This is a genomic window from Mycobacterium venezuelense, assembly GCF_054919535.1.
Genome location: NZ_JBONDW010000013.1, coordinates 146,023 through 168,931, shown reverse-complemented (window position 1 = coordinate 168,931; position 22,909 = coordinate 146,023). Strand labels below are relative to the sequence as shown.

Annotated in this window: 21 protein-coding genes; 16 read left to right on the top strand and 5 right to left on the bottom strand. The window is 66.8% G+C overall.

Annotated features, from left to right (window positions below; genetic code table 11):
- Nucleotides 1–3: 3 nt before the first annotated feature.
- The 3 genes from ACRCUN_RS21620 (at nucleotide 4) to ACRCUN_RS21610 (ending at nucleotide 3,435) form a co-directional block, all read left to right on the top strand.
- The gene (locus tag ACRCUN_RS21620) at nucleotides 4–1,308 is read left to right on the top strand and encodes an MFS transporter (protein WP_462143667.1); all 1,305 of its coding nucleotides are present in this window, start codon (nucleotides 4–6) and stop codon (nucleotides 1,306–1,308) included.
- 70 nt (nucleotides 1,309–1,378) lie between these two features.
- The gene (locus tag ACRCUN_RS21615) at nucleotides 1,379–2,038 is read left to right on the top strand and encodes a TetR family transcriptional regulator (protein ID WP_462143666.1); all 660 of its coding nucleotides are present in this window, start codon (nucleotides 1,379–1,381) and stop codon (nucleotides 2,036–2,038) included.
- Between the two features lie 92 nt (nucleotides 2,039–2,130).
- Nucleotides 2,131–3,435 carry a citrate synthase gene (locus tag ACRCUN_RS21610; protein ID WP_462143665.1) on the top strand — a complete coding sequence of 435 codons (1,305 nt, stop codon included), beginning with the start codon at nucleotides 2,131–2,133 and terminating at the stop codon, nucleotides 3,433–3,435.
- A 10-nt stretch (nucleotides 3,436–3,445) separates the two neighbouring features.
- On the opposite strand, the gene ACRCUN_RS21605 is transcribed toward ACRCUN_RS21610, so the two are convergent.
- Nucleotides 3,446–3,925, bottom strand: coding sequence for a YbaK/EbsC family protein (locus tag ACRCUN_RS21605; RefSeq protein ID WP_462143664.1), 480 nt, complete (start codon nucleotides 3,923–3,925; stop codon nucleotides 3,446–3,448).
- A 49-nt stretch (nucleotides 3,926–3,974) separates the two neighbouring features.
- Here ACRCUN_RS21605 and ACRCUN_RS21600 point away from each other — a divergent pair, with 49 nt between their 5' ends.
- On the top strand, nucleotides 3,975–5,432 hold the full coding sequence (locus ACRCUN_RS21600) for an MFS transporter (RefSeq protein WP_462143663.1): 1,458 nt from the start codon (nucleotides 3,975–3,977) through the stop codon (nucleotides 5,430–5,432).
- On the top strand, nucleotides 5,422–5,838 hold the full coding sequence (locus tag ACRCUN_RS21595) for a MarR family winged helix-turn-helix transcriptional regulator (RefSeq protein ID WP_462143662.1): 417 nt from the start codon (nucleotides 5,422–5,424) through the stop codon (nucleotides 5,836–5,838). The genes ACRCUN_RS21600 and ACRCUN_RS21595 overlap by 11 nt, the downstream gene beginning before the upstream one ends.
- On the opposite strand, the gene ACRCUN_RS21590 is transcribed toward ACRCUN_RS21595, so the two are convergent.
- Together ACRCUN_RS21590 and ACRCUN_RS21585 are read right to left on the bottom strand one after the other, a co-directional pair.
- Nucleotides 5,835–7,400 (bottom strand): phytoene desaturase family protein, encoded by a 1,566-nt coding sequence (locus tag ACRCUN_RS21590; protein ID WP_462143661.1) that lies wholly within the window; start codon nucleotides 7,398–7,400, stop codon nucleotides 5,835–5,837. The two genes, ACRCUN_RS21595 and ACRCUN_RS21590, sit on opposite strands and share 4 nt — an antisense overlap.
- A gap of 15 nt (nucleotides 7,401–7,415) precedes the next feature.
- Nucleotides 7,416–7,664 (bottom strand): DUF2630 family protein, encoded by a 249-nt coding sequence (locus ACRCUN_RS21585; RefSeq protein ID WP_462143660.1) that lies wholly within the window; start codon nucleotides 7,662–7,664, stop codon nucleotides 7,416–7,418.
- Nucleotides 7,665–7,695: 31 nt separating this feature from the next.
- Between ACRCUN_RS21585 and ACRCUN_RS21580 the strand changes: the two genes are divergently transcribed.
- The 4 genes from ACRCUN_RS21580 to arfC all read left to right on the top strand — a co-directional run bounded on the left by ACRCUN_RS21580 (nucleotide 7,696) and on the right by arfC (nucleotide 10,239).
- Nucleotides 7,696–8,058 carry an FKBP-type peptidyl-prolyl cis-trans isomerase gene (locus ACRCUN_RS21580; RefSeq protein ID WP_462143659.1) on the top strand — a complete coding sequence of 121 codons (363 nt, stop codon included), beginning with the start codon at nucleotides 7,696–7,698 and terminating at the stop codon, nucleotides 8,056–8,058.
- A gap of 107 nt (nucleotides 8,059–8,165) precedes the next feature.
- Nucleotides 8,166–9,209: a channel-forming protein ArfA/OmpATb gene (arfA, locus tag ACRCUN_RS21575; protein ID WP_462143658.1), complete on the top strand. Its 1,044-nt coding sequence runs from the start codon at nucleotides 8,166–8,168 to the stop codon at nucleotides 9,207–9,209.
- Between the two features lie 11 nt (nucleotides 9,210–9,220).
- A complete protein-coding gene (gene arfB, locus ACRCUN_RS21570; RefSeq protein ID WP_462143657.1) occupies nucleotides 9,221–9,373 on the top strand; it encodes a channel accessory protein ArfB in 153 nt (50 codons plus the stop codon).
- Nucleotides 9,373–10,239 (top strand): channel accessory protein ArfC, sunset domain variant, encoded by an 867-nt coding sequence (arfC, locus tag ACRCUN_RS21565; protein ID WP_462143656.1) that lies wholly within the window; start codon nucleotides 9,373–9,375, stop codon nucleotides 10,237–10,239. Before arfB ends, arfC begins: the two co-directional genes overlap by 1 nt.
- A gap of 6 nt (nucleotides 10,240–10,245) precedes the next feature.
- On the opposite strand, the gene ACRCUN_RS21560 is transcribed toward arfC, so the two are convergent.
- Nucleotides 10,246–11,586: a sensor histidine kinase gene (locus tag ACRCUN_RS21560; RefSeq protein WP_462143655.1), complete on the bottom strand. Its 1,341-nt coding sequence runs from the start codon at nucleotides 11,584–11,586 to the stop codon at nucleotides 10,246–10,248.
- Between the two features lie 8 nt (nucleotides 11,587–11,594).
- Nucleotides 11,595–12,314, bottom strand: coding sequence for a two-component system response regulator PrrA (gene prrA, locus ACRCUN_RS21555; RefSeq protein ID WP_198538820.1), 720 nt, complete (start codon nucleotides 12,312–12,314; stop codon nucleotides 11,595–11,597).
- A 71-nt stretch (nucleotides 12,315–12,385) separates the two neighbouring features.
- Between prrA and ACRCUN_RS21550 the strand changes: the two genes are divergently transcribed.
- The 7 genes from ACRCUN_RS21550 (at nucleotide 12,386) to rph (ending at nucleotide 22,904) form a co-directional block, all read left to right on the top strand.
- Nucleotides 12,386–13,384, top strand: a complete 999-nt coding sequence (locus ACRCUN_RS21550) for a phospholipase D-like domain-containing protein (protein ID WP_462143654.1) — start codon at nucleotides 12,386–12,388, stop codon at nucleotides 13,382–13,384.
- Nucleotides 13,377–13,955 carry a chromate transporter gene (locus tag ACRCUN_RS21545; protein ID WP_462143653.1) on the top strand — a complete coding sequence of 193 codons (579 nt, stop codon included), beginning with the start codon at nucleotides 13,377–13,379 and terminating at the stop codon, nucleotides 13,953–13,955. Before ACRCUN_RS21550 ends, ACRCUN_RS21545 begins: the two co-directional genes overlap by 8 nt.
- On the top strand, nucleotides 13,952–14,506 hold the full coding sequence (locus tag ACRCUN_RS21540; protein WP_462143652.1) for a chromate transporter: 555 nt from the start codon (nucleotides 13,952–13,954) through the stop codon (nucleotides 14,504–14,506). The genes ACRCUN_RS21545 and ACRCUN_RS21540 overlap by 4 nt, the downstream gene beginning before the upstream one ends.
- 56 nt (nucleotides 14,507–14,562) lie before the next feature.
- Nucleotides 14,563–16,452, top strand: a complete 1,890-nt coding sequence (locus tag ACRCUN_RS21535) for an ABC transporter ATP-binding protein (protein ID WP_462143651.1) — start codon at nucleotides 14,563–14,565, stop codon at nucleotides 16,450–16,452.
- Nucleotides 16,453–16,484: 32 nt separating this feature from the next.
- Complete coding sequence (locus ACRCUN_RS21530) at nucleotides 16,485–18,422, top strand: ABC transporter ATP-binding protein (RefSeq protein ID WP_462143712.1); 1,938 nt, start codon at nucleotides 16,485–16,487, stop codon at nucleotides 18,420–18,422.
- Nucleotides 18,419–20,242 carry an ABC transporter ATP-binding protein gene (locus tag ACRCUN_RS21525; protein WP_462143650.1) on the top strand — a complete coding sequence of 608 codons (1,824 nt, stop codon included), beginning with the start codon at nucleotides 18,419–18,421 and terminating at the stop codon, nucleotides 20,240–20,242. Before ACRCUN_RS21530 ends, ACRCUN_RS21525 begins: the two co-directional genes overlap by 4 nt.
- 214 nt (nucleotides 20,243–20,456) lie before the next feature.
- Nucleotides 20,457–22,904, top strand: a complete 2,448-nt coding sequence (gene rph, locus ACRCUN_RS21520) for a rifamycin-inactivating phosphotransferase (protein WP_462143649.1) — start codon at nucleotides 20,457–20,459, stop codon at nucleotides 22,902–22,904.
- Nucleotides 22,905–22,909: the final 5 nt, after the last annotated feature.

The window sequence follows — 22,909 nt, the reverse complement described above, 5'->3', positions numbered from 1 at the left end:
CTCGTGCGGGGCTTCTTCGCCGACACCACGCCGCTGCGCGCACCGGACTTCCGGCGGTTGTGGCTGGCCGGTATCCCGACCGTCATCGGCGCCAACCTGACGATCTTCGCGGTGCCCGTACAGCTGTACGCACTCACCCAGAACTCGGCCTACGTCGGACTGTCCGGCTTGTTCGCGTTGGTGCCGCTGATCGTGTTCGGCCTGTGGGGCGGCGCGTGGGCCGACGCGATGGACCGCAGGCTGCTGCTGATCATCGCGTCGATCGGGCTGGCCGTGTCCTCGGTGCTGCTGTGGGTGCAGGCGGCCGCCGGCCTCAACAACGTGTGGGTGGTGCTCTGCCTGCTTTCGGTGCAGCAGGCGTTCTACGCGATCAACAGCCCGACCCGGTCGGCGGCGATCCCCCGGATGGTGCCGGGCGAGCAGTTGCCTGCGGCCAACTCGCTGAACATGACCGTGATGCAGTTCGGCGCCATCGTCGGCCCACTGCTGGCCGGTCTGCTGCTCAGCTGGGTGGACCTTTCGACGCTGTATCTGATCGACGCGATCACGTGCCTCGCGCCGATCTGGGCCACGGTGCGGCTTGCGCCGATGCCGCCCGCGAGCACTGAGCAGGGCTCGGCGCGATGGGGGCTGACCGCTGTCCTCGACGGCTTCCGCTACCTCGCCGGCAACCGCGTCGTACTGATGTCGTTCGTCGTGGACCTCATCGCGATGATCTTCGGGATGCCGCGCGCGCTGTTCCCGCAGATGGCGCACGAGAGCTTCGGCGGTCCGGTCGACGGCGGCACCGTGATGGCGCTGCTGGCGGCGGCGATGTCGGTTGGGGCGGTGCTGGGCGGGGTGTTCTCGGGGTGGCTGCCACGGATCCGCAGGCAGGGGCTGGCTGTGGTCGTGGCCATCGTGGCCTGGGGTGTCGCGATGGTCGGGTTCGGCCTGGCAGGCGGGCTGGCCCACGGCGCGGCCGGTGCGTTCTTGTGGATTGCGTTGGTGTTCTTGGCCATTGGCGGTGCCGCGGACATGGTGTCGGCGGCGTTCCGGTCGACCATCCTGCAGCAGGCCGCGTCGGACGAACTCCGCGGGCGCCTGCAGGGCGTGTTCACCGTCGTGGTGGCGGGCGGTCCACGGCTTGCTGACACGTTGCACGGCGCGGCGGCGGCCGCGGTCGGTACGACGGTGGCCGCGGCGGGCGGCGGGGCGCTGGTCGTGGTGGGTGTGGTGATCGCGGCGCTGGTCGTCCCGGCATTTGTGCGATATCGCGTCGCCGGGATGGTGACACGCGACGACCAGTCCGAGCCGGACAAAGTGTGAGCACCGGCAAATTGCACCGGTTGTCACTTAGTTGCCCGTAACCCTCAGGTAATGGCGATAACATCCGGTCGTGGCGCAAGAGGTGCGGCAGACCGAGCCGGGTCTGCGGGAGCGGAAGAAGCAGCGCACTCGGGCGACGTTGATCGACGCCGCGGTCGAGTTGTGCAACCGGCAGGGGTTCGAACAGACGACCGTCGATCAGATCGCCGCGGTCGCCGAAGTGTCGCCCCGTACGTTCAGTCGGTACTTCGCTACGAAAGATGCCGTGGTGTTGGCGTTCATCGACGAGGTGGTCGAGATGGTCGCGATCGAACTCGCCGACCAGCCGCCCGAAGTCAGCGACATCGAGGCCCTCTACCGCGCGCACGTCGAGGCGTTCAACAAGACCAAGACCGCACCACCCAGCCGGCTGACGGCTGACCGGCTGCTGGCCTCCGCCCGCATCATCACGTCGTCGGCCGCGCTCATGCATGCGGCGTCACAGTTCCGCATGGACGCCGTCAACGCGGCTCTGGCCAAACGGATGGGGGTGTCCGGCGACGACCGGCGACTTCAGCTGACAGCCGCGGTGTGGGGCTCGATCATCATGACGTCGCTGGCGCAATTGGGGCCGGACGTCGACTGGGCGACCATGACCGTCGACGGGATAGTGGCCCGGATCGAGAGCACGTACGCCGAGTTTCTGGAGGTAACCGCCGGGCTTCACCAACCGGTCGACCAGCTGGTGTGACCGGTTGGTAACCCCCCGCGGGCACCGCTGACTGAATGCGACTACCTTTTGTAGAGCAGTTGTCGGTTCCCAGCGTCGATGAAGGGATTCCCGTGGCCGAAAACCCGTCGAGTGGGCAAGAGCACGCCACCCTCCAGTACCCAGGTGGCGAGCTCGATCTGGAGATTGTCCACGCCACCGAGGGCGCTGACGGTATCGCGCTTGGCCCGTTGCTGGCCAAGTCCGGCTACACGACGTTCGATGGTGGCTTCGTCAACACCGCCTCCACCAAGTCCGCCATCACCTACATCGACGGTGACGCCGGAATCCTGCGCTACCGGGGCTACCCGATCGAGCAGCTGGCCGAGAAGTCGACGTTCATCGAGGTCAGCTACCTGTTGATCTACGGTGAGCTGCCGACGGCCGAGCAGCTGGAGAAGTTCACCACCCAGATCCAGCGGCACACCCTGCTGCACGAGGATCTCAAGCGGTTCTTCGATGGGTTCCCGCGCAATGCGCACCCGATGCCGGTGCTGTCGAGTGCGGCCAACGCGCTGAGCGCCTACTACCAGGATTCGCTGGATCCGCTCGACAACGATCAGGTCGAGCTGTCGACGATCCGGCTGCTGGCCAAGCTGCCGACCATCGCGGCCTACGCCTACAAGAAGTCGGTCGGCCAGCCGTTCCTGTACCCGGACAACTCGCTGACGCTGGTCGAGAACTTCCTGCGCATGACGTTCGGCTTCCCGGCCGAGCCGTATGAGGTCGATCCGGAGATCGTGCGCGCGCTGGACATGCTGTTGATCCTGCACGCCGACCACGAGCAGAACTGCTCGACGTCGACGGTGCGGCTGGTCGGCTCGTCGCAGGCCAACCTGTTCACCTCGATCTCGGGCGGCATCAACGCGCTGTGGGGTCCGCTGCACGGCGGCGCCAACCAGGCCGTGCTGGAGATGTTGGAGAAGATCCGCTCCGGCGACGACGATGTGCAGACCTTCGTCAAGAAGGTCAAGAACCGCGAAGAAGGCGTGAAGCTCATGGGCTTCGGCCACCGGGTCTACAAGAACTACGACCCGCGGGCGCGCATCGTCAAGGAGCAGGCCGACAAGATCCTCGGCAAGCTCGGCGGCGACGACGAACTGCTCGACATCGCCAAGCAGCTCGAAGAGATCGCGCTGACCGACGAGTTCTTCATCGAGCGCAAGCTCTACCCGAACGTCGACTACTACACCGGCGTCATCTACCGGGCGATGGGCTTCCCGACCCGCATGTTCACCGTGCTCTTCGCGCTCGGCCGGCTGCCCGGCTGGATCGCGCACTGGCGCGAGATGCACTCCGAGCCCAACAAGATCGGCCGCCCGCGCCAGATCTACACCGGCTACACCGAGCGCGCGTACAGCGACATCTCGGGCCGCTAGCCCGCAAGACCTAGCGGACCGCGACGGCCTTGCCGCCGGTGAGGCTCAGCAGTTGGTCATAGGTCAGCGGCATCACCGAGTCGGCGGTGCCCGCGGCGGTCCAAATCAAGGGGTAGGACGCCAGCGTCTCGTCTACAACCGTGCGTAACGGGGCAGGATGGCCCGTGGGCGCCACGCCGCCGATCACCTGACCGGTTGCACTGCGCACGAGTTTCGCGTCGGCCTTGTCGATCGTGTGGGCACCCAGGTGCCGGGCCAGCACGTCGGTGTTCACGCGCGCCGCACCGCTCGCCATCACCAGCAGCGGTTCGCCGTCACATTCGAACACCAGACTGTTGGCGATGGCGCCCACCTCACAACCCAATTGGGCGGCCGCCGCGGCCGCGGTCTTGGCATCGGCGTCGAGGATTTTGATGGCCGGTTCGATACCGGCGGCGGCGACGGCGGCCGCCACCCGGGAGTTCCGTTCGTTCACGGTGACGATTCTCACCGATGGACGGTGCTTGCGAGAACAATAGTTGTAGATTCACAATCGTTGGGTGATTGGAACCGTCGAACCGCTCAGCGCTCGGCGCAAGGCGATCATCCTCGTCTCGTGCTGTCTGAGCCTGCTGATCGTGTCGATGGACGCCACCATCGTCAACGTCGCGATCCCGAGCATCCGCGCCGATCTCAAAGCCTCGCCGTCGCAATTGCAATGGGTCATCGACATCTACACGCTGGCGTTGGCCTCGGTACTGCTGCTGTCGGGCGCCGCAGGCGACCGTTTCGGCCGGCGCCGCACATTCCAGATCGGCCTGACGGTCTTTGCGACGGCGTCACTGCTCTGCAGCGTCGCGCCCAATATCGAAACCTTGATCGCCGCCAGGTTCCTGCAGGCACTTGGCGGTTCGATGATGAACCCCGTCGCGATGTCGATCATCACCCAGGTGTTCACCGGCCGGGTCGAACGCGCCCGCGCCATCGGCGTGTGGGGCGGCGTGGTCGGTATCTCGATGGCGCTCGGCCCCATCGTCGGCGGCGCCCTGATCGAATATGTGGACTGGCGCGCGGTGTTCTGGATCAATCTGCCGATCTGCGCACTCGCCATTCTGCTGACCGCGATCTTCGTGCCGGAATCCAAGTCGGCCACGATGCGCGACATCGACCCGATCGGCCAGCTGTTGGGTGTGGCATTTCTGTTCGGCGTCGTCTTCGTCCTGATCGAGGGCCCGTTCCTGGGCTGGGGTCACCCGGTCATCGTCGGGATCGGCGTTGTCGCCGTGATCGCGTTCGTCGTGTTCCTGCGCTTCGAATCGCGACGGCGTGACCCGTTCATCGACTTGCGGTTCTTCCGCAGCGTTCCATTCGCCTCCGCAACGGGGATCGCGGTGTGCGCGTTCGCCACCTGGGGCGCTTTCCTGTTCATGATGTCGCTGTACCTGCAGGACCACCGGGGCTTTTCGGCCATGCACACCGGTCTCATCTATCTACCGGTAGCCATTGGCGCACTGGTTTTTTCGCCGTTGTCCGGGCGGATGGTCGGACGGTTCGGTGCCAGGCCGTCACTGCTGATCTCCGGTGCGCTGCTGACGACGGCCACCCTGATGCTCACCCAGATCACCGGCACCACGCCGGTGTGGCAGTTGTTGATCGTATTCGCGGTGATCGGCATCGGGTTCTCGATGGTCAACGCGCCCATCACCAACACCGCGGTCAGCGGCATGCCCACGGACCGGGCCGGCGCCGCCTCGGCGGTGGCCTCGACGAGCCGTCAGGTGGGCGTCAGCCTCGGAGTGGCATTGTGCGGCTCGGCGCTCGGTGCCGCGTTGACCGACAGCTCCATCGACTTCGCGGCTGCCGCGCGCCCATTGTGGTTGGTATTCGCCGGTTTTGGTGTGGTGATATTCACACTGGGAATCGTGTCGACGTCACCGTGGGCGTTGCGCTCGGCAGAGCGTTTGGCTCCGTTGATCGGCCAGCACCATCGCGGATCCGAGGTGGCACATGCCCGATAACCCAGCCGCCGACGAGGTCTGGCGCGCCCTGACCGCGCTGGTGTTCGACAACCGCGACAGCTGGAAGCGCGCGGTGATCGAGCGAAGCGGACTGCCGTTCAGCAGGATCCGCATCCTACGACGGGTTGCACACGCGCCGATGACGGTCAAACAACTCGCGCATGCCGCGACCATGGACGCGCCCGCCGCGACCGTGGCGGTCAATGATCTCGAAGAGCGGGGATTGGTGGTCCGCACGGTCGATCCGGCCAATCGGCGCTGCAAGACGGTGTCGATCACCGAGGCAGGCCGTGACGTGTGGAAAGCGATCGAGGCCGTCGACGATCCGGCACCCGAGGCGCTTGCCGCGCTCGACGCGACCGATCTGGACACCCTGCGCGAGGTCCTGGCGAAGGTCTCAGGCTAGGACGCGCAGCCTTCCAGCACTGCCATCGCGGCGTTATGGCCGCCGATGCCCGAGACCGCGCCGCCGCGCCGGGCGCCTGATCCGCACAACAGGACCCGGTCGTGTGCCGTGGCCACGCCCCAGCGCTGGGCGGGGGTGTCGAGTGGTTCGTCCTCCTCGGTGAACGGCCAGCGCAGCGCGCCGTGGAAGATGTTGCCCGCGGTCATTCCCAATGTCCGGTCCAGGTCCACTGTGGTCTTGGCCTCGATGCAAAGGCGGCCGGCGGAATCCTCCATCAGAACGTCCTGAACAGGCTCGGCCAGAACCGAATTCAGTGAATTGAGCACTGCGGAGGTCAGTCTGTCGCGCATCCGGTCCGGATCGCCCGCGGCGAGGGCGTGCGGGGTGTGCAGCCCGAACACCGTCAGCGTCTGGGCCCCGGATGCCCGCAGATCGTCGGACAGGATGCTCGGGTCGGTCAATGAATGGCAATAGATTTCGCAAGGCAGCGGCTCGGGCACGCGTCCCGCGGCCGCGGTTGCATACGCATCGCCGAGTTGGTTGAACGTCTCGTTGATGTGGAATGTGCCCCCGAACGCCTGTTGGGGCGTCACGCTGTCGTCGCGAAGCCGGGGGAGCCGGCGCAGCATGAGATTGACCTTGACCTGCGCACCCTGGGTGATATCGGGAGCGGGTTCGTCGAGCAGGCCGGCCAGCACCGCGGGCGTGACGTTGGCCAGGACATGCTCGGCGCTGAGTTGCCGCGCCTTGCCGTTGTGTCGATAACGCACCTGGCCGTCCGGGTCGATCCCGTAAACCTCTGCACCGGTGATGATTTCGGCACCGAAGCCCGCCGCGGACGCGGCAAGCGCACCGGTGACGGCGCCCATTCCGCCGATCGGTACATCCCAGTCGCCGGTACCGCCACCCACCAGGTGGTAGAGGAAGCACACGTTCTGCAGCAGCGACGGATCACCGGTGTCGGCGAACGTGCCGATCAGCGCGTCGGTAGCCATGACGCCGCGCACCAGATCGTTTCGGACGGCGGCGGTTATCGCTTCGCCGATCGGCTGCTCGGTCAGCGCCTCCCATGTCGCGGCCGCTTCGCCACCCTGCCCCGCGAGCACGTGGCTACGTAAATCGGCGCGGGTGCGCAAAGGTTGCAGCAGCGTCGGCCAGATGCGTTCGGTGACAAGACCACATCGCCGGTAGAACTCGCGAAAACCCGCGGCGTCGGCCTCGGCCCCGACGGCTGCGAACGTCGACTCCGGCCCGATCAGCAGTCCGGTGCGCCCCGCAGTCGACGGGTCGGGCGTATACGACGAATAGTGGCGTCGCGCCAGCCGGATCCGCGCACCGATGTCTTCGACGATGCGCCGCGGCAACAGGCTCACGAGGTACGAATACCGCGAGAGCCGGGCATCGACGCCGTCGAACGCGTGTGCCGATACGGCTGCACCGCCCACATGGTCGAGGCGCTCGAGCACGGCGACCCGGCGCCCCGCGCGGGCCAGATAGGCGGCGGCCACCAAACCGTTGTGTCCACCGCCCACGATGACGGCGTCAAGCCGCGGTTGGGTCACGTCGAACCGGCCCGGTCAGTTCTTATAGCCCTCGACTTCATCTGCCGGGCGCACTTGGGCCTCTCGCGGATCCTGACCGGTCTCACGCAAGGCCCGGCGTTGCCGCAACAGGTCCCAGCACTGGTCCAGTGCAACCTCGAGCGACTGCAGTCGCCGGTGTTCTTCGTCCTCGTCGATCTCCCGGCGCTGCAGTTTGGCGCGAAGCTCCTGCTCTTCTGCGACGAGTCGGTGAACTTCGGCGAGGATGTCCTGATCTTTAGCCACACCGCCAGTCTGCCCGACTACGGTTGGTCCGGTGAGTACAAAACCTGAGATCGAGTTTCCGGACGGACCCGCGCCCACCGAGCTGGTCATCACCGATCTGGTGGTCGGCGACGGTCCAGAAGCCGTGCCCGGCGGAACTGTCGAGGTGCACTATGTGGGCGTCGAGTACGACACCGGCGAGGAGTTCGACAGCTCCTGGAATCGCGGTGAGTCGATTGAGTTTCCGTTGCGCGGTCTGATCCAGGGCTGGCAGGACGGCATTCCCGGGATGCGCGTCGGCGGACGCCGCAAACTCGTGATTCCGCCCGCGCAGGCCTACGGTCCCGCGGGTTCGGGGCACCGGCTGTCGGGTAAGACGCTGATCTTCGTGATCGATCTGCTTTCGGCCCGCTGACCTGCGGCACGAGTTTTCGCGAGCCGTCCACACTCCTGTTGTTTGCTGCTACGGTCGAATTGTTTGGCCGCCGTAGGTAGCTGTTCAGTCGACTTCAGGAGTACCTAATGTCGAGTTCGGACGAAACTCGGACCATCACGGGCTGGCAAACAGCCTCCAAGTTCTACCGGCGACCACCTGGAATAGGTTGGTTGCTCGCACTTCTCGCCGTCCCGCTGTTGCTGGGCCTGATCGGTTGGAGCTCGACCGACAGGTCCGGCAGCGGCGCGGAGATGACTTTGCCAAGCGTTAACCCGTCGGCGACATTGAGCGCACCGGACGTCAACGCCCCAGACCCCAACGCGCCCAACGTGCCTGGCGTCAACACACCGAACCTGTCCTTCGCGCCGTTGTCGATCACCCGCAACGGCAACGACATAACGCTGTCAGGTGCCCTGCCCGACGATGCGGCGAAAACCGCACTGTTAGATTCGCTTCGGGCTCAGTTCGGTCCCGACGTGAACCTCGTCGACAACTTGAGTCTCAGCCCGGGCGTCAACACGCCGGATGCGACTGCACTCGGTTCGGTGTTCCAAGCTGCCGCAGCCGGCATTCCGGATTTCGATTTCAAACTCGACGGTGATCGCCTGACGCTCACCGGAACCGCGACCTCTGAGGAGGTGCGTGCCGCCGTCGAGGCCGCCGTGGAGCAGGGTTGGCCAAACCTACAGCTGACCAACAACGTTACGGTCGGACCGGTGCCTCCGGCGCCCCCGGCCCCGGCGCCGGCTCCCGCTCCGGGCCCCGGTCCGTGCGCGGCACTGCAGGACGATGTCTCGGCATTGTTGCGCACGCCGATCAACTTCGACACCGACGGTTTCAGCCTGACTTCGGGATCCGAGCAGTTGCTGACCCAGGTGGCCGACAAGTTGAAGACCTGCCAGGGAGCCCGGGCCGCGGTGACGGGCTACACCGACAGCTCCGGCAATGACGCCATCAACGTTCCGCTCAGCGCGAATCGCGCCAAAGCCGTTGCCGATTACCTGGTTTCGCAGGGCTTGGCACCCGATCACGTCACGTCCAACGGCGCCGGGTCGGCGAATCCGATCGCAGGCAACGACACCCCCCAAGGCAGGGCGCAGAACCGCCGCGTCGAGATCACGGTCAACTAGGGAGATTCGACATGGACTTCATCATTCAATGGTTTTGGTATCTGCTCGCATTCGTACTCGGCGCGCTCGTCGCCTGGCTGCTGTCGGTCGTCACCATCAAGAACACGAGCGAGGACGCGGCGCTCGCCGAACTGCCCGAGTCGCGAGAGATCGGAGCACGGTAATGAACAACGTGAACTGGTGGCTCATGGGTCTGTCGTTCGTCCTCGGGCTGGTGCTGACCCTGGCGCTCACCGTCCGCAGGGTCAAACGCGAGGTGCCCGTGTACGGTGCGCTCGGCCGGCGTCCCGAAACCGGCGCTGCCGCAGCGACATCGACCGGTGCTGACGACGCGACCACCCAGCTGCCCAAGGTCGACGACGCGACAACGAGGTTGCCCAAGGCAGACGACGCGACCACCAGGCTGCCGAAGATCGGCGCACCCGGAGCCGCGGCTGCCGGGGCGGCGGCCGCAGGTGGTGCGGCGGCAGTCGGCGCCGCGAAGCTCAGCGGCGGCGGTGCGGACGAGGAGCCGTATGGCGCCGGGTCGATCCGCACCGCCGCGGGTACCGCGGCTCCCGCCGGCTACACGATCAAGGGCAATGAGAACTCGATGCTCTATCACTCACCGGAGAGCCCGTCCTACGAACAGACCATTGCCGAGATCTGGTTCCGCGATGCGGATACCGCGGAGCGCGCCGGCTTTGCCCGGTGGGACTCCGCACGCGGCGGCGCGGGCGCCGCAGGGGCGGCCGGTGCGGCCGGTGTGGCAAAGCTCGCCTCTACCGGTGAGACCGGTGGGACCGCGGAGGCCGAGCAGCCCAAGGTCGTCGAGGAGGCGCCGTACGGTGCGAACTCGGTGCGGGTGACGGGTCGCGGTACCCCGGCCGGCTACACGATCAAGGGCAACGAGGATTCGATGCTCTATCACTCACCGGAGAGCCCGTCCTACCAGCAGACCATCGCCGAGATCTGGTTCCGCGACGAGGAATCGGCACAGCAGGCCGGTTTCGCTCGCTGGGACAGCGGCAAATCGCAGCGCGGCCGGTAGAAGGTCTCAGCGGGGCCCGGGAAGCCGCAGCAGCAGCCGGGCCCCGCCCAACGGGCTCGACTCGAGCGAGGCCGTTCCGCCGTGCAGTTCAGCCTGTTGCGCGACGAGGGCCAGGCCGAGACCCGATCCCGAACGGGACGCCGTCGACCCCCTGGAGAACCGGTCGAAGACCAGCTTGCGTTCCTCTTCGGGCACCCCGCAGCCGTCGTCGTCGACGGCGATGTCGACGCCTTCGCGCGAGCTGACCGCCGACAGTTGCACACGAGTCGCGCCGCCGTGCTTGACGGCGTTGGCGATCGCGTTGTCCACCGCGAGTCGCAGCCCGGTAGGCAATCCGACGATGATCACGGTCGGCGACGGCGCCAGTGAAACGTCGAGTTCGGGATAGACGCGCATGGCGTCGTGGGCGGCCCGGTCGAGCAGTTCGGTGATGTCGACGGTCACGTGGTCGTCGGTGGTGGTGAGCTCACCCTGCGCCAGCCGTTCCAGCGCACTGAGCGTGGCCTCGATCCGCGACTGTGTGCGGATGACGTCGTTGACCACTTCCTTGCGCTGCTCGTCAGGCAGGTCGAGGGTGGCCAGCACCTCCAGGTTGGTCCGCATCGCCGTGAGCGGCGTACGCAATTCGTGTGCGGACACCGAGGCGAAATCGCGGGCCGACGCGAGCGCGGCCTTCGTGCGGTCCTGTTCCTTCCAGATGCGCTTGAGCATGCCGTTGACCGCATCCGCGATCTCGACGGCCTCGGTCGCGCCGCGGACCTCGACGTCGGGCGCCTCGTCACCGGCTTCGATCTGGCGCGTCTGCTCGGCCAGCCGTTTGAGCGGGCGCACCGCGAACGCCGCGAGCACCCAGCCGAGGACCGTGGCCGCACCGACCGCGAACACACAGATCACGATCACCCGGCGGTGCAGGTTGTTGGTGTCGGCGATCGTGGCGTCATAGGTGGCACCGACGGCCACCCACATGGGGCCGGGCGCCGGGATCTCGACCGTGCGCACGCGCCAGCGCACGCCGTCGATGTACGTGTCGGCGTAGCCGGCGGGCAGTTCGGGCAGCACGACGGTCGAGTTCGATGTCACCGAACCGGTTTGGCGCACCGTGATGACCGCGTCCTGGTCGTTGGGGGAGCGCGGGATCTGGTCGAGGCCGCGCGGCAGGAACGGGATGGCGAAGCCCGCGGCCTCGTCGAGACGGCGGTCCAGCCGTTCCTTGCGGTCGTTGGTGATGCCGATCCACACGATCGTGCCGACGATGACCACGACGATCGCGGCGCCGATGGCCGTCGCGAACGCCACCCGGGTCCGCAGCGACGGGGTGCGGCGGAAGATCCGGGTGAGCAGACTCATGACAGGCGCTACTGAGTTCGCAACACGAAGCCGACGCCGCGCACGGTGTGCAGCAGCCGGGGTGCGCCGCCGGCCTCGAGCTTGCGGCGCAGGTATCCGATGAACACGTCGACCACGTTGGTGTCGGCGGCGAAGTCGTAACCCCACACCAGCTCGAGCAGCTGCGCGCGCGAGAGCACCGCGGTCTTGTGCTCGGCCAGCACGGCCAACAGGTCGAATTCGCGTTTGGTCAGATCGACGTCGACGCCGTTGACACGCGCACGCCGGCCCGGGATGTCGACTTCGAGCGGGCCGACCTGGATGGTCTCGGACGAGAACGTCGCCGACGAGCCGCGCCTGCGCAGCAGGGCCTTGACGCGCGCCACGAGCTCGGCGAGCACGAACGGCTTGACCAGATAGTCGTCGGCGCCGGCTTCCAGCCCGGCCACGCGATCGTCGACACTGCTGCGCGCCGACAGCACACAGACCGGAACGTCGTTGTCCATCGCGCGCAGCGCGGTGACCACGCTGACGCCGTCGAGCACCGGCATGTTGATGTCGAGCACGATGGCGTCCGGTCGGGTCTCGGTGGCGCTGCGCAGAGCTTCGGCCCCGTCCACGGCCGTCGACACGTCGAACCCCGACAGCCGCAGTCCGCGTTCGAGTGAGGCGAGCACGTCAGGGTCGTCGTCCACCACGAGCACGCGGGGGGAAGCCATACCGCTGGCAGTACTGTCCATGCCCGCCATCTTGCCCGATGAACAACCACGATTGGCGCAGGCACGTCCTCGACATGAATCGGTGCTAGCATCCGGCCCTTATGCTGCCTGTCACGCCGCGGGTCATGGTTCAACCGGACGACGGCGTGGCGCCGGTCCGGGAATTCATCGGCTCGGCCCAAAAGTCATTGCTCGTCAAGCAATTCACCTTCACCGAGCCGTCGCTCATCGATGCGGTGATCGAGCGGCACCGATCCGGGGTGGCGGTCCGGGTGATGTTGAATCCGAAACGATCCGGCGGGGACCGCGCCAACGACGAGACGTTCGAGCAGTTGACCGCGGCGGGCGTGACGGTCCAGTGGTCCAATCCGTCGTTTTACGTGACGCACGAGAAGTCGATCGTGGTCGACGAACGGGCGGCGTTGGTGGCCACGTTCAACCTGTGCGAGAAGTACTTCACCCACACGCGTGACTACGGCATCGTGACCACCGACGGCTCGCAGGTCGCGCAGATCGTCGAGGCGTTCGACGCCGACTGGAACCACGACGACTGGGAGCCGTCGGTCTATCGCGGCCTGTTGTGGAGCAACTCCAATTCGCGCTATCACATGGCGAAGTTCATCGACACGGCCCAGCATCGGCTCCGAATCCAGCACCCCAAGTATGTCGACGCGGTCATCCTCGACCACATCGCCGCGGCGGCGGGTCGCGGCGTGAACGTGCACGTGCTGTGCGGCGGCAAGCACGGCATCAGCGAATGGGACGTGCTCGACACGTTCGCGTCGTTGCGGACGTTGCGCCGGTTCGGCGTGAAGGTGCGTAAGCAGAAGAACCTGCGGGTGCATGCCAAGCTGCTCATCGCCGACGATCACGCGCTCGTCGGCTCGATGAATATCGACCGCAGCGCCTTCGACCTCCGCCGCGAATTGGGTCTCACGGTCGATGATCCGGCGGCCGTCGAGCGGCTTCGCGAGGTGTTCGACTCGGACTGGGAGACGTCACACCACTACGAGCCGCCGGATCCGCTGCATCCCGAAACCCACCATGAGGACGACGCGCCGCACGACTTCCCCGACGATTCAGACCTCGTCCATGAATGAGCGGCTCGACCCGCCGGTGCAGCGAGTCTCGCTGGCCGAGCTGGCCTGGACGTTCAACCACATCGCGCTGGCGTCGTTCGGCGGCGGGCTGTCGGCGTGGTCGCGCGAGGTGCTGGTGGTCCAGAAACGCTGGCTCGGCGAGGCTGAGTTCCTGTCCGCGATGACGATGTGCCGCATCCTGCCCGGTGCCAACCAGGTCAACATGGCGGTGTTCGCGGGGACCAAGATGCGCGGGCTTCCCGGTGCTGTGGCCGCGGTCGTGGGCCTGTGCCTGGTGCCGATGGTCATCGTGCTCGTGATGGCGTTCGCGTACTTCCGATTCAAGGAGGTCCCGGCCGTCAAAGGAGTGCTGCACGGAGCATCGGCGGCCGCCGTCGCGCTCACGGTGGCCATGGTGGTCAAGACCGGCAAGCAGTGCCTGACCGGTCTCGTGCCGGTCCTGCTGTTCGCCGGCGCGTTCGTGCTCAACGGGGTACTGCGGTGGCCATTGCTGGGCACGCTCGCGATCCTCGCGCCGCTGAGCCTGATCTGGGCGTGGCCGCGCAAGCGTGCCGAACAGGCCGAGGCATGAGCACTCTGCAGACTTACGTCCAGCTCGTAGCGCTGTTCGGCACGCTGTCGCTGCTGTCGATCGGCGGCGGCAACGTGGTGTTGCCCGAGATGCATATGCGGGCGGTCAACGACCGGCACTGGGTGACCGACAGCCAGTTCGCCGATCTGTTCTCGATCTCGCAGACCGCACCGGGGCCGAGCATCCTGATCGTGACGATGGTCGGCTACGGGGCCGGCCTGCACGTCGGCGGGGTGCCCGGCGCGATTCTCGGTGGTGTGGTCGCGACGGCCGCGATGGTGGTTCCGGCGGCCTCGTTCGTCTACATCGTCACGCTGTTCTGGCAGAAGGCCGAGAAGTCGCGGCTGCGGCAGGCGGTCGAGAAGGGCTTCGCGCCGCTGACAGTGGGCTTGATCCTGGCGACCTCGCTGGTCATGAGCCGTGCCGCCGACCACGATTGGCGCGCGTATCTGCTGACTGCGGTGTGCACCGCGATCTTCGTGTTCAGCAAGGTAAATCCATTGCTGATCGTGGTCGCCGCCGGAGTGATCGGCTACTTCGGTTTGGTGTGAGCCACCTGCGGGAAGTCGTTGACCTCATCAATTGTTGAGGTTTTACGGTGAGGCTCATGAGTATCGAAACGGTCGCCAGGCAAACCCTGTACCGGCAGGCGCACGCCCGCGGCGGCGATCTGCACGCGCTGGCGGACCGGCGGCTGCTCGCGCGTATCTGGCGCTTCGCGGGCAGGCACCATCGCCGGCTCGGCGCCTTCCTGGCGGTCAGCGTGGTCAGTGCCGGGCTGGCCGTCACGACCCCGGTCCTGGCCGGCCGCGTGGTCGACGAGATCACCGGCGCCGGGTCGGCTTCGGTCGTGGTGCTGCTGGCGTGCACCATCGCCGCGATCGCCGTGGGTGAGGCAGCGGTGTCGCTGGTCACCCGGTGGCTGTCGTCGAACATCGGCGAGGGCCTGATCCTGGATCTGCGCACCGCTGTGTTCGATCACGTGCAGAAAATGCCCGTGGCGTTCTTCACGCGCACCCGCACCGGCGCGTTGGTGAGCCGGCTCGGCAACGACGTGATCGGTGCCCAGCGCGCGTTCTCCGACACGTTGTCGGGCATCGTCACCAACCTGGTGACGCTGACCCTGACGCTGGTGGTCATGTTGAGCATCTCGTGGCAGATCACGCTGCTGTCCCTGGTGCTCGTCCCGCTGTTCGTGGTTCCCGCGCGCCGCATCGGCACCCGCATGGCCGGGCTGTCACGCGAAGCGGCCGCGCACAACGCCACGATGAACACCCAGATGACCGAACGTTTCTCGGCCCCTGGCGCCACGCTCGTCAAACTGTTCGGCAGCCCGACGCGCGAATCGGCCGAGTTCGCGGTGCGTGCCGATGCGGTGCGCGACATCGGGGTGCGCACCGCGATGCTGCAGTCGACGTTCATGAACTCGCTGACCCTCATGTCGGCCCTCGCGCTTGCCCTCGTGTACGGCCTCGGCGGCGTGCTCGCGATCGGCGGGCAGCTGCAGGCCGGGGCGATCGTGTCGCTGGCCCTGCTGCTGACGCGGCTCTACGCGCCGCTGACCGCGCTGGCGAACGCCCGCGTCGAGATCGCGAGTGCCCTGGTGTCGTTCGAGCGGGTTTTCGAAGTGCTCGATCTGGCGCCGCTGATCGCCGAGAAGCCCGGTGCCGTCGCGATCCCGGAAGGAGAAGGCATCTCGATCTCCGTTGAATTCGACGACGTCCGGTTCGCCTACCCGTCCGCCGACAAGGTGTCGCTGGCCTCGCTGGAAGAGGTCGCGGTGCTCGACGAGCGCGGTGGCGACGAGGTGCTGCACGGTATTTCGTTCACCGCGCAACCCGGCCAGATGGTGGCGCTCGTCGGCTCGTCGGGCGCAGGCAAGTCGACCATCGCGTCGCTGCTGGCCCGGCTCTACGACGTCGACGGCGGTGCGGTGCGGCTCAACGGCGTCGACGTACGTGACGCGACGTTCGCCTCGCTCAAGGACACCGTGGGCATGGTCACCCAGGACGGGCACCTGTTCCACGAGACGATCCGGTCGAACCTGAAGTTGGCCGCACCGGGTGCGACCGATGACCAGCTGTGGGACGCGCTGAATCGGGCCCGGCTGGCCGACGTGGTCGCGGCGATGCCCGACGGCTTGGACACGGTTGTCGGTGAGCGCGGATACCGTCTATCCGGAGGGCAGCGGCAGCGACTGACCATCGCGCGTCTGCTGTTGGGACGATCACGGGTGGTGGTGCTCGATGAGGCTACGGCGTCGCTGGACTCGGCATCTGAGGCCGCGGTGCAGCAGGCCCTCGCCGAGGCGCTCGACGGGCGCACATCGATCGTCATCGCGCACCGCCTGTCCACGGTTCGTGCCGCCGACGTCATCCTGGTCGTCGAGGACGGACGCATCGTCGAACGGGGTACTCACGAACAGCTGCTGGCCCGTAACGGCCGCTATGCCGAGCTGTACTACACGCAGTTCGCCGACGACGCGACGGCCGCATGAGGTTATTCGGTTGCCGCACATGGGAAAATTGAATCGTTGTGACTGAACCCGTGAGAGATGCCCTGCGTTCGGCGCCGGCGATCGCCCCTCGCCCGGCGCGGGTGAGGGCTAGCTCGGACCTGTGGCGGCTGCTGCCCTACCTCATGCCGTACCGGGCCCGCTGGACCGCGATGATCGTCGTCGCGATCGCGAGCCTGGCCGCCACGGTCGCCATTCCGTTGATGACCAAGGCCGTCATCGACGGTCCCGTGCGCCATCAGGATCAGCAGGGCCTGTGGGTGCTGGGTGCGGCCGCGATGGGTGTGGGCATCTCCGAGGCGGTGCTGTGGTTCATCCGGCGCTGGCTGGTGGCGCGCGCCACGATGGGCGTCGAGGCCGACATCCGCAAGGATCTCTATGCGCGGCTGCAGATCCTGCCGATGAGTTTTCATGGCCGCTGGCAGTCGGGCCAGCTGCTGTCGCGGGTGATGAACGATCTGTCGACCATTCGCCGGTTCATGTCGTTCGGGCTGGTGTTCCTGATCCTCAACGCGCTACAGATCACGGTCGTCACTGCGATCCTGCTTTCGATGTACTGGCCGCTCGGCGTGGTGGTGCTGGTGTCGATCGTGCCGATCGCGGTCACCGTGCTGCACTTCGAGCGTGAGTACACGCGGTTGTCGCGGCTGGCCCAGGATCAGACGGGCCATGTCGCGACGCATGTCGAGGAGTCCGCACTCGGTCTGCGCGTGGTGAAGTCGTTCGGCCGCGAGGACTACGTGTACGACAGGTTCGACGATCAGGCCTCGAAGCTGTTCGACACCCAGGTCAGCCGCGTCGGGGTGTCCGCGAAATTCTGGACGCTGCTTGAGGTCATCCCCAACCTGACGCTGATCGTCGTGCTCGGGTTCGGCGCATACGCCGCGGGGCACGGGTACGTCACCATGGGCACGCTGGTCGCCTTCATCACGATGATGCTGTCGCTCGTGTGGCCCATCGCCTCACTCGGTTTCCTGTTGTCGATGACGCAGGAGTCCTTCACCGCTTCGAATCGGATCGCCGAGATCTTCGACGCGCCAAGGGAGATCACGGACGGTCCGTCGGCCGAGCCGCCACGCGGCGGCCGCCTCGAACTGCGTGACGTCGGGTTTCGGTTTCCGGACAGCGATGGCGAGTGGGCACTCCGCCACGTCACTGTCACGGTCGAGCCGGGTGAAACGCTCGCGCTGGTCGGCTCGACGGGCTCGGGCAAGTCGGTGCTCGCGGCGCTGTTCTCGAGGCTCTACGACGTCACCGAGGGCGAGATCCTCATCGACGGCCATGACATCCGCGAATTGAGCCTCCCCGCGCTGCGCCAGGCCGTGGCCACCGCGTTCGAGGATCCGACGCTGTTCTCGATGTCGGTGGCCGAGAACCTGCGGCTGGGACGGCCGGACGCGACCAACGAGCAGCTCGCGCAGGCCATCGAGATCGCCGCCGCACAGTTCGTCTACGACCTGCCGTTCGGTCTCGACACCCGCATCGGCGAGCAGGGCATGAGCTTGTCCGGCGGTCAGCGGCAACGCCTTTCGCTGGCCCGCGCGATCTTGGCCGCGCCCAAGATCCTGGTGCTCGACGACACCCTGTCGGCGCTCGACGTGCACACCGAGGCAGTCGTGACCGAGGCACTCGGCCGCGTGCTCGATCAGGTGACCGGCGTCATCGTCGCGCATCGTGCATCGACGGTGCTGTTGGCCGACAAGGTCGCGCTGCTCGAGAATGTCGACGGAGCGGGCACGATCACCCACATCGGTACGCATGCCGAGTTGCTCGCCGACGTACCGCAGTACCGGTACCTGCTGGCCGCCGACGACGAGTTGGACGACGCCTGCGAGCGCAGCTGCGATTGGGAGGACGACGAGGAGCTGGCCCGGCTACAGCGGGCTCACGACGAGCGGGCCGCGATCGATCATGTCGAGCAGCCGGTCCCGTCGGAGGTGCAGCGCCGATGAGCACCACGGAATGGCGCGGCCGCCTCAAAGACGAGCAGGACGACGACCTGCCGATCGACGAGAGCCTGCCGCGCCGTCGCGAAGCGAGAGCACTGCTGGGCTCGCTGCTGCGGCCCTACCGCTGGGCGGTCGGCGCGCTGGCTCTCGTCGTCATCGTGGAAAACGTTGCCCGGCTGTCGGTTCCGATCCTGGTGCAGCGTGGCATCGACCGCGGTATCCCGCCGATCATCGACGGCGGCCCGGCACGCGAGCTGATGCTGATCGTCGGCACGCTGTGCGCGGTCGTGGTCATCCAGGCGGTCAGCCGGATGTTCTTCCTGCGCCGCTCGGGCCGCATCGGGCAAGAGGTGTTGCTTGAGCTGCGCCGCCGCGTGTTCCGGCATTTCCAGCGCCTCGATGTCGCGTTCCATGACCGGTACACGTCGGGGCGCGTGGTCAGCCGGTCGACCAACGATGTCGAAGCCATCCAGGACATGCTGGAAACCGGGTTCGACAGCCTCATCACGGCGGTGCTCACGTTGTTCGGCACCGCGATCCTGCTCATCGTGCTGGACTGGCGCCTCGGCCTGATGTGTTTGGCGGCGTTCCCGATTCTGGTCGCGCTGGTGTGGTGGTTCCGCAACGAGTCGGCCAAGACCTACCGTCTGGTGCGCGAAAGCGCGGCGCTGGTCATCGTGCAGTTCGTCGAGACCATGACGGGCATCAAGGCCGTGCAGGCATACCGCCGCGAACCGCGTAACCAGGAGATCTTCGAAGACATCGCCGACGACTACCGGGCGATCAACGAGAAGACCTTCAAGCTGCTGGCGGTCTTCATGCCGGGCGTCAAGCTCGTCGGCAACATCACCACGGGCGTCGTGCTGCTCTACGGCGGATACCGCGTGCTGCGCGGTGAGATGACCATCGGCACGCTCGCCGCGTTCCTGCTCTATCTTCGGATGTTCTTCGAACCGATGCAGGAGATCTCGCAGTTCTTCAACACGTTCCAGTCGGCGTCGTCGGCGCTCGAGAAACTGGCGGGTGTGCTTGCCGAGAAACCGGGCATCGCCGACCCGGTGCGGCCGGTCGAACTGTCAGAGGTCAAGGGCGACATCGAGTTTCACGACGTGCAGTTCTCCTACACGCCCGGCCGTCCGGTGCTGCCCGGCATGACGCTGCACGTACCCGCCGGCCAGACCGTGGCACTGGTGGGCACCACGGGTGCGGGCAAGACCACGATCGCGAAGCTGATCGCCCGGTTCTACGACCCGACGTCGGGCGCGGTGACGCTGGACGGCGTCGACCTGCGTGCCCTGTCGCAATCCGAATTGCGCCGCCACGTCGTGATGGTCACGCAGGAGAACTTCATGTTCGAGGGGACCATCGCCGACAACATCCGGTTCGGCCGCCCCGACGCCACCGACGAGCAGGTGCGGGCCGCCGCTGAGGCCGTCGGCGCCGACCGGTTCATCGCGACGCTTGCCGACGGCTACGACACCGACGTCGCCAAGCGCGGCGGCAGGCTCTCGGCAGGTCAGCGTCAACTGGTCGCGTTCGCGCGCGCGTTCCTCGCCGATCCGGCCGTGCTGATCCTCGACGAGGCGACCTCGTCACTCGACATCCCGAGTGAGCGCATGGTGCAACGCGCGCTGGAGACCGTGCTCGCCGACCGCACCGCGCTCGTGATCGCGCACCGGCTCTCGACCGTGCAGATCGCGGATCGCGTGCTGGTCCTCGAGCACGGCCGCATCATCGAAGACGGTCCGCCGGCCGACCTCATCGAGCGTGCCGACGGTGCGTACGCGGCCCTGCACCGGGCGTGGGTCGACTCGCTGGCCTAACCGATCGACTGTGCGGCTACGGCGACGAAACCGCCATTGGTCCGCCACCTGTGCACGGTCGAAATCCTCACCGCACATTCGATTCCGGCGCGTGCGCCCGAGCGGATCGCTCGTGTTGCCTTCATTCTAGCTGGGTTTCGGGGCTCTCATGAGGCGCCGAATCTTGGTCCATAATCGCGGGTCGCAAGCCGACAACGATGGGGGAGTAGCGGTAATGGCTTATGTGGTGGGGCTCGACGAGGTTGACCAGACGTCGGTCGCGACGGTCGGCGGCAAGGGCGCGCGCCTGGGTGAATTGTCCAACGTCGCCGGGGTGCAGGTGCCGGATGGCTTTTGCGTGACGACCGAGGCCTTTCAACGGTTCATGGCGGACGTGTCGCCGGGCCAGAGCGTCGAAGCAACCGCGATGCCCGACGACATCGCGGCCGCGGTCGTCGATGCACTCGACCGCGTCGGTGTGGACGGCTCGTATGCCGTTCGCTCGAGCGCGACGGTGGAGGATTCGGCGGCCGCGTCGTTCGCAGGCCAGCTCGACTCGTATTTGAACGTGGTCGGACCGGCGGCGGTGCTCGAACACATCAAGCGGTGCTGGGCCTCGCTGTACACCGATCGGGCCGTGGTCTACCGGCAGCGCGCCGGCGTCGACGACGGACGAGTGCACATGGCGGTGGTCGTGCAACGCATGGTGCCCGCACAAGCAGCCGGCGTTTTGTTCACCGCGGACCCGGTGTCCGGGCACCGCCGAGTCGCCGCGATCGAGGCGGTATTCGGGCTCGGCGAGGCCCTGGTGTCCGGGCGGGCCGAACCGGACCGTTACACGGTCCGCGACGGCGAAGTCGTGGCGAGAAACTTCGCGACAGAACACCCGACGCTGAACGACGCGCAAGCGGTACGCCTGAGCGAGTTGGGCCGGCGTATCGAGGCTCACTTCGGTTGTCCGCAAGACATCGAATGGTGCCTGCTCGAAGGTGTGTTCCACATCGTTCAGGCCCGGCCGATCACCACGCTGTTCCCGATTCCCGAGGCGGGCGACCGCGACAATCACGTCTACCTCTCGGTCGGCCACCAGCAGATGATGACCGACGCGATGAAGCCCCTTGGCCTGTCGGTGTGGCAATTGACGACGCCCCGGCCGATGGCCGAGGCAGGCGGACGGTTGTTCGTCGACGTCGCGAAACTGCTGCAGTCTCCGCGTGGGCGCGCGAACTTCCTCGAGGGTTTCGGCAGATCCGATCCGCTGATGGCCGACGCCCTGCGGACGGTTCTCGACCGCGGGTTCATCGACACCGTCCCCGACGTGGATGACGAGCCCGCACCCAGCGAGCCGCACGTCGCCGTGGAAACCGACCCGGCCGTGGTCGTCGAGCTCATCGAGGAGAACCGAGCCGCCGTCGCCGCGCTGCGACGCGACATCCAGACGAGGTCCGGACCGGCGCTGCTCGACTTCATCCGGGCCGACATCGCGAACCTGCGGCAGACGCTGTTCGCTCCACGCAGCCATCAGGTGATCGTCGCCGGCATGGATGCGGCCCAATGGCTCAACGACCACCTTCAGGAGTGGCTTGGTGAAAAGAACGCCGCCGACGTCCTGACGCAGTCCGTGCCGCACAACGTCACGTCGGAGATGGGCCTGGCACTACTCGACGTCGCCGACGCGATGCGACCACATCCCGAAGTGGTGGCGTTTCTGCGCCGCGTCGCGGCCGGCAACGGAAGCGACGACCTCGCCGATCTCGCGTCAATCGCCGGCGGGCCGGAAGCGCGCCGGGCTTTCGAGGAGTTCCTCGACAAGTACGGCATGCGCTGTGCCGGCGAGATCGACATCACGAGGCCGCGTTGGCGCGAGCGTCCTGCCACGCTCGTGCCCACGATTCTCGCCAACATCGACAACTTCGAGCCGGGCGCGGCCGCGCGGCGCTTCGATGAGGGGCTGCGGCAAGCGGAATCGAAGGAACGCGAGCTGTTGGCGCGGCTGCGTGCCCTGCCCGATGGCGAGCGCAAGGCCGACGAGACCGAGCGGATGATCAGGCGAGTCCGCACATTCGCCGGATACCGCGAATATCCCAAGTACGGGATGGTCAGCCGCTATTCCATCTACAAACAGGCACTGCTCAGGGAGGCCGGCCGACTCGTCGACGCCCAGGTTCTGCACGAGCCGGAAGACGTCTTCTTCCTCAGATTCGACGAACTCTACGAGGTCATGCGCACCAACTCCGCGGACCGCGAGTTCATCGACGAACGCCGGGCGGCGTTTCAGACCTACGAGACGCTCAGGCCGCCCCGGGTTCTGACTTCGGAAGGCGAGGCCGTCGCCGGTTCCTACCGCCGCGACGATCTGCCGGCCGATGCGCTGCTGGGCCTCGCCGTTTCGGCAGGCTTCGTCGAGGGCCGAGCACGGGTGGTCCTTGACATCGAACAGGCTCAACTCGAACCCGGCGACATCCTCGTCACGGCGTACACCGATCCGAGCTGGACGCCGCTGTTCGTCGGAATCGCCGGTCTGGTGACCGAAGTGGGCGGCTTGATGACGCACGGCGCCGTGATCGCCCGCGAATACGGGCTCCCTGCTGTCGTCGGGGTCGAGAACGCCACCACGCTGATTCGCGACGGACAGCGGATCCGGTTGCACGGAACCGAGGGCTACGTCGAGGTGCTTTCCTAGCTGCC